Here is a 6125-nt window from a genome sequence, read left to right as displayed (position 1 = left end):
TTTATATTTTTTTTATTAAAACAACATGGAAGGAATTTACTATGGCATATAATGATGATAAAATAAACATGGTACATGGTGCTGGTGGAGAAGTCATGCAAGGTATGATTTCAGATATAATATTAAATAATGTCTCAAAAACTAGTGTAAATGGTGGAATAGGTTTGGAAGCATTAGATGATAGTGCAACAATACCTATTGATGATGAGCATGTTATAGTAACAACTATTGATAGTCATACAGTACAACCTTTATTTTTCCCTGGAGGAGATATTGGTAGAATATCAGCTGCAGGAACATTAAATGATATTTCTGTTATGGGAGTAAAACCATTATCTTTAAACAATGCAATGGTAATAAGTGAAGGTTTTGAACGTTCAGACTTAGAAAAAATTGTTAAATCCATGGATGAAACTTGTCAAGAAGTAGGTGCTGCAATTATTACAGGAGATACTAAGGTAATTGATAGTGACAAACTTGATGGAATGATAATAGCAACTGCAGGTATTGGAGTAGGTAAAAAAGAAAATATAGTATCTGATGCTGGTCTTAAAGTTGGAAACAAAGTTATCATCACTGGTAGTGTGGGTGACCATGGAATGGCAATAATGTCTAAAAGAGAAGGTTTTGGTTATGAAACAGAACTAAAATCTGATGTGGCACCAGTATGGGGTATGGTTGAAGCTGCTCAAAAAGTTGGAACAATTACAGCAATGAAAGATCCAACACGTGGTGGAATAGCCAATGCATTAAATGAAATGGCAAATAAGGCAAATGTGGGTATGAGGTTAGATGAGGAAAGAATTCCAATAAAACCTGAAGTAGAGGCTGTATCTGATATGTTGGGTATTGATCCATTTGAAGTAGCAAATGAAGGTAAAATTGTAATGGGTGTAGAAGCAGAAAATGCTGAAGATGTATTACAAGCTATACAAAAAACTAAATATGGAAAAGATGCCCAAATTATTGGTGAAGTTACAGATAAAAAACATGTAATAATGGAAACTATCATTGGTGGAGAAAGATTAATTGAACCTCCAATAGCAGATCCTGTACCAAGAGTATGTTAAGTGATTTTATGGAACATTTTATATTAAGAACAGAAGCTTTAATAATAGATGCAATAATAGTAACATTATTTGTTTCCTTGATAGATAATATTTTATATATATTACTTGCATTATTAAATATTCAAGTTACATTGGCTTATTATCCATATGTAGTATTAATTCTGGTAACAATGGGCTATTTCACATTATTTGAAGCTAAAACAAATAAAACAATAGGTAAAAAGATTCTTCACTTATATGTTTCTGATTCTGAAGGATATATGACATATAAAAGTGCATTTATTAGAAATTTAACAAAACTCTTTTGGGTACCTTTAATTTTCGATATTATAATTGGAAAAATAATGAACTATCCTTCACGATTATTTGATAAATTAGCAGGTACTGATGTATATTCTGATAAAGATTTAGAAGTAGTGGATGATTAAATAATAGATAAATAATAAAGGAGAAATAATAGTTGTTAGACATAAAATTATTCAGGGAAGAACCAAATAAAATATTTGACTCTGAAAAGAAACGATTTAGGGATACTATTAATGTTGAAAAAGTTATTGAGTATGATAATTTATGGAGAGAAGGATTACAAAATCTAAATAATTTACGTTCTGAAAAAAATAAATTATCTAAATCATTTAAACAAGCAAAAAAAGATGGAAATCTTGAAGAAGTTATAAGCAAATCCAAAAAAGTAGCTTCTGATATTAAAGAATTAGAACCTAAAATTGAAGAATATGAAAGAATACGTGATGAATATAGGTATAAAGTAGGTAATATTATAGATGAAAACGTACCTGTTTCTGATACTGAAGATGATAATGAAGTCATAAGAACAAATGGTGATTTTCCATCATTTGATTTTGAACCATTAAATCATGTTGATTTAATCAATTTAATTGATGGTGCTGACACAGACACTGCTTCTCAAATTGCAGGGTCACGTTTTTATTATTTAAAACAGGATATTTTATTCTTAAACTTAGCATTAATTCAATTTGCATTAAATGAATTAAAAGATAAGGGATATACTCCTCTACAAACACCTTTCTTTATTAAAAGTGAGGTTGCAGAAGAAACATCTGAATTGGGTGAATTTGAAGAAACATTATATAAGGTTGAGAATGAGGATTTATATCTAATAGCTACTGCTGAACAAACATTAGCAGCTCTACATAGAAATGAAATCATAGATTCTGAAGATTTACCATTAAGGTACTGTGCTCTTTCCACATGTTTTAGAAAAGAAGCAGGATCCCATGGAAAAGATACTTTGGGAATTTTTAGAGTACATCAATTTGAAAAAGTAGAACAATTCATCTATGCTACACCGGAAAATTCAACTTTAGAACATGAGAAATTATTAGAAGTAACTGAAGGAATCTATCAGAAACTTGGATTACCTTATCAAATTGTAGCTATAGTATCTTCAGCATTAAATGATAATGCAGCAATAAAATATGATCTTGAAGCATGGTTCCCTGGTTCTGGAACATATCGTGAATTAGTATCTTGTACTAATTGTAAGGATTATCAGGCAAGAAAAATCAATACACGTTATGGAAAAGCAGGTGCTGGTGATGCTCAAATATTACATACATTAAATAGTACAGCAATTGCTACAGAAAGAACTATATGTTGTATTTTAGAAAATTATCAACAAGAAGATGGAAGTATTAAAATACCTGATGTATTAATACCATATATGAATGGTAAAACTATTATTGAAGCTAAATAATAATCTTTCCTTTACTTTTTTTTATATTTTATTTCTTTTTTTTAATTAACTATTTTTATATCTTAATCACATATCTTATTAGTAATGATTAAATATTATAGTAATTGACAATAGTAATTATTATTTTAATTAATTGTTTTAAAAATACATGGACAGGTGATTATCATGAAAATAAGTGAAATAATGACAGAAAATGTTCAGGCAGGATCAGTTCCAGGGACAGTCAGTAGTATCTATGAAATTTTAAGAGAAGAGAAATTATCTGGTGTACCAATTGTTAAAAAACATACAGGAGAACTTGCAGGAGTAATAACAAGATCTGATCTTATTAAAAATCCTGATGAAGATCAAGTTGCAATGATTATGTCAAGAAATCCTATAACTGCAGCTCCAGATGAAGATGTAAATTCAGTTGCTCGTAAAATGATTAATAATAATATTCGTAGAGTACCAATTACTGTGGATAATAAATTAGTGGGAATTGTAACTTCGGCAGATATAACTAATAAAGCATTATGGAAGATTAATAATACTGAACCTGTTGAAAAATATATGGTACGTAATGTCCCAACGGTATGGGATAAAACACCATTACCTATAGCATATTCTATTACTAACTTCTTTAATTTTAAGTCAGTAATATCATTAAATGATGATGGTAAAGCATCTGGTATTTTAACAGAAACTGACTTTATTAATGAAAGTAGGGTTGTTGAAGAACAAACTATACATAACAGTTCAGTAAGTACTGAGGGAGATAAATGGACATGGAATAGTCAGAGTGTAATGTATATTTTAAAAAATAGATTACAATTTTCTGATAAAATAGTTAAAGATGTTGCTGGAGATAAATTAGTATCTGTTACTCGTAAAACTTCTGTTAAAGAATGTGCGAATATTCTAAGGCAATATAATATAGAACAAGTTCCTGTATTGAATATGGCTGATGAACCAATTGGTCTTGTAAGATCAAGTGATTTAATGCGTGCTATGATTCAATAATTTAAATTATTATTTTATTAAAAGAAGAATATAGTAGATTATATTCTATATTTTTCTTTCAATTGAAGGTAGAATTTTATTGAATTTATCAATAAAGTCATTAGTTTCAGGCATACTTATTTTACCATTATCTTCAATAGTTATATCCTCATAGTTTATGGTTTTTGAATTTAATTTACTTTCTTCTCCTAGTTTTGTATTTTCAATTATATTTTCATAAGTTCTTTTTAAATCTATGTTATATGGTAATTTATAGAAGTATATGTTATTATCTATGTTATATGTGAGTTTTGTTTTCATATATCCTGTTATGTCTAATAATACCTTTTTAAAACCTAATTCTTGAAGCTTGTCTCTTATATTTTTTATTAAATTCTTATCTAGTACTTCAAGAGGTTCATCTATTGATATTGTTGCAGTATATGAATCAAATCTAACTCGGATATTTTCTTGTTTTATGTATTTTTTTAGATATGTTTCAGCTTCATCTATTAATTTAAATTTTTCCATGCTTACTTCTTCATTTGTTTTTACTCTAGTTGCAAGACATGTTGTGTTATGGGAGTATGTGAGATTTAAGTATTTTATCATATTAAATACATCATTTTTTGTTATACCACATTCTATTAGGGGACTTGTCATGTTGTATGTTTTTCTTACTAAAATTCCAGGTCTATCTTCAAGAAGGTCTGTTAGATTGGTTCCTTCTAAGAAATAATCATATTCATTAAAATAGGATAGTTCTTGGATTTTTAAGTACATTATTTTTCTACAGTTATAACAGCGTTTTTGGTTGTTTGATATGAATTCTGGGTTTTTTAGAAAGTTAACATTTATTACGTCATGTTTTAAATTTAATTCTTTTGCTTTTTCTTTTGTATAATTTATAAAGTCTTTTGGCATCATGTTATTGTCTATTGTAACAAGTACTGAATTGGGACTTACTTGTGATAAAATGTATGCTATGAGTGTACTGTCTGAACCAGCACTAAATGCTAGTATTGATTTTTTATCTTTCAAATATTCTTTTAATTTCTCTATCTTCTCTTCTATTTTCATATTATCATTGTTTACTTATTTTTTTAATGTATTGTATAACCTTTTTTGCATCATCGTGTTTTATATCTATTTTATTTTTATTAATATAGTTAAGTAACGTTGTTATATTTTCTGGAGATAGACTTGATTTTCTAATTGTATATTCAAATGAACGTTTAGGATAATAGGTGTCTTTTGCAATTTTTAATAATTCATCTTCCTCTTCTTGTGTAATGATTTTGTCTTTTCTTGCGTTATCAAAATTATATTTAAGATTAATCCAGGGTTGAGATAATTGCTCTAAGGTATCTGGATTTAAAGCAACAGAAACATCATCATCAGAGTCAATAACACCTTTTTTATAGTCATTAAAAATAGTTCCAATTCCAATCATACCATATGGATATAATTCACAAGCACGAAGTGCACCCATACTAGCACCACCAACAACAGTAATATTCCTTTTCAATGCTCTTAAAATTTCTTTATGAGCTACAGCAGGACTTTGATGAAAAACGCCATCTATTATACCAATAATTTCAATATTATCATTTTTTGAGAGTAATTCATCAATATCGCCTCTTTTTACAGGAGGATAATACGTAGCATCTAATATTGTTTTAGCTTCTTTAAATGAAATTGATAATCCAGTATAAATTGCTATTGTCATGTTAATCATCTACTTTATTAATTCATTATGTAATTTAATAAGTCTGTCTATTGATTCTGTAGCCATGCCTTTTTTTGTCCATTTATTAATAACAAAATCTAAATCCACAGGTTCTGTTCCATGAACAAGATTATCTGCATGTGCAACAATTTTTTCCTCAAGAGTTTGGGGTATGTAATTACGTGGTGGTAATCTTAATTTTTGGGCTTCTTTAGCACTTATTCCAGCACCAATATGACGTTCTGTTATTTTACATATTTTTTCATCAACATTTAATTGACGAAGTAGATCTGCTCCAAGGTATGCATGTTTAATATCATTTGTAACAGTTCTTCCAACATCATGTAACATTGCTCCAGCTTTAATAAGATCTAAATCAATATTGTCATAATGGGGTGTAATATCTTTGGTTCTTTCATAAACTGTGGTGGAATGATCTATAATGTATTTAGAACATTCTAATTTATTATAAATATTTTTAATTAATTTATCAACTTCAGACATGTGTAATTACTTTCCTATTTTTGTTTAATATTAAAAAAAGAAGTTATAAAAAAAGAAGGTGTTTAATTTTTTTTTATTCATTAAACCCTTTTTATATAGAATAAGT

The 6125-nt window shown here is 28.0% G+C and carries 7 protein-coding genes; 4 read left to right on the top strand and 3 right to left on the bottom strand.

The features are described from left to right. The first annotated feature begins 41 nt into the window (after nucleotides 1-41). The 4 genes from hypE (at nucleotide 42) to A9758_RS00415 (ending at nucleotide 3807) form a co-directional block, all read left to right on the top strand. Nucleotides 42-1070 (top strand): hydrogenase expression/formation protein HypE, encoded by a 1029-nt coding sequence (gene hypE / locus A9758_RS00430; protein ID WP_011406855.1) that lies wholly within the window; start codon nucleotides 42-44, stop codon nucleotides 1068-1070. Between the two features lie 8 nt (nucleotides 1071-1078). Further along, complete coding sequence (locus A9758_RS00425; protein WP_011406854.1) at nucleotides 1079-1498, top strand: RDD family protein; 420 nt, start codon at nucleotides 1079-1081, stop codon at nucleotides 1496-1498. Nucleotides 1499-1530: 32 nt separating this feature from the next. Continuing rightward, nucleotides 1531-2805 (top strand): serine--tRNA ligase, encoded by a 1275-nt coding sequence (gene serS / locus A9758_RS00420; RefSeq protein ID WP_011406853.1) that lies wholly within the window; start codon nucleotides 1531-1533, stop codon nucleotides 2803-2805. A 165-nt stretch (nucleotides 2806-2970) separates the two neighbouring features. Next, nucleotides 2971-3807 carry a CBS domain-containing protein gene (locus tag A9758_RS00415; protein WP_048059762.1) on the top strand — a complete coding sequence of 279 codons (837 nt, stop codon included), beginning with the start codon at nucleotides 2971-2973 and terminating at the stop codon, nucleotides 3805-3807. A 45-nt stretch (nucleotides 3808-3852) separates the two neighbouring features. Here the strand turns inward: A9758_RS00415 and larE are convergent, their stop codons facing one another. The 3 genes from larE to A9758_RS00400 are packed head-to-tail and all read right to left on the bottom strand — an operon-like array spanning nucleotide 3853 to nucleotide 6019. After that, the gene (larE, locus tag A9758_RS00410) at nucleotides 3853-4866 is read right to left on the bottom strand and encodes an ATP-dependent sacrificial sulfur transferase LarE (protein ID WP_011406851.1); all 1014 of its coding nucleotides are present in this window, start codon (nucleotides 4864-4866) and stop codon (nucleotides 3853-3855) included. Nucleotides 4867-4870: 4 nt separating this feature from the next. After that, nucleotides 4871-5524: a TfuA-related McrA-glycine thioamidation protein gene (locus A9758_RS00405; RefSeq protein ID WP_011406850.1), complete on the bottom strand. Its 654-nt coding sequence runs from the start codon at nucleotides 5522-5524 to the stop codon at nucleotides 4871-4873. Next, the gene (locus A9758_RS00400) at nucleotides 5525-6019 is read right to left on the bottom strand and encodes a TIGR00295 family protein (protein WP_011406849.1); all 495 of its coding nucleotides are present in this window, start codon (nucleotides 6017-6019) and stop codon (nucleotides 5525-5527) included. Nucleotides 6020-6125: the final 106 nt, after the last annotated feature.

This window comes from Methanosphaera sp. A6 (genome assembly GCF_001729395.1).
In the GTDB taxonomy this organism is placed as follows: Archaea; Methanobacteriota; Methanobacteria; order Methanobacteriales; family Methanobacteriaceae; genus Methanosphaera; species Methanosphaera stadtmanae.
This window is presented reverse-complemented; position numbering and strand designations above follow the sequence as displayed.

Excerpts from the sequence above, each read along its gene's own strand:
- hypE (WP_011406855.1), top strand. The coding sequence starts at position 42 with ATGGCATATAATGATGATAAAATAAACATGGTACATGGTGCTGGTGGA.
- A9758_RS00425 (WP_011406854.1), top strand. The coding sequence starts at position 1,079 with ATGGAACATTTTATATTAAGAACAGAAGCTTTAATAATAGATGCAATA.
- A9758_RS00415 (WP_048059762.1), top strand. The coding sequence starts at position 2,971 with ATGAAAATAAGTGAAATAATGACAGAAAATGTTCAGGCAGGATCAGTT.
- larE (WP_011406851.1), bottom strand. The coding sequence starts at position 4,866 with ATGAAAATAGAAGAGAAGATAGAGAAATTAAAAGAATATTTGAAAGAT.
- A9758_RS00405 (WP_011406850.1), bottom strand. The coding sequence starts at position 5,524 with ATGATTAACATGACAATAGCAATTTATACTGGATTATCAATTTCATTT.
- A9758_RS00400 (WP_011406849.1), bottom strand. The coding sequence starts at position 6,019 with ATGTCTGAAGTTGATAAATTAATTAAAAATATTTATAATAAATTAGAA.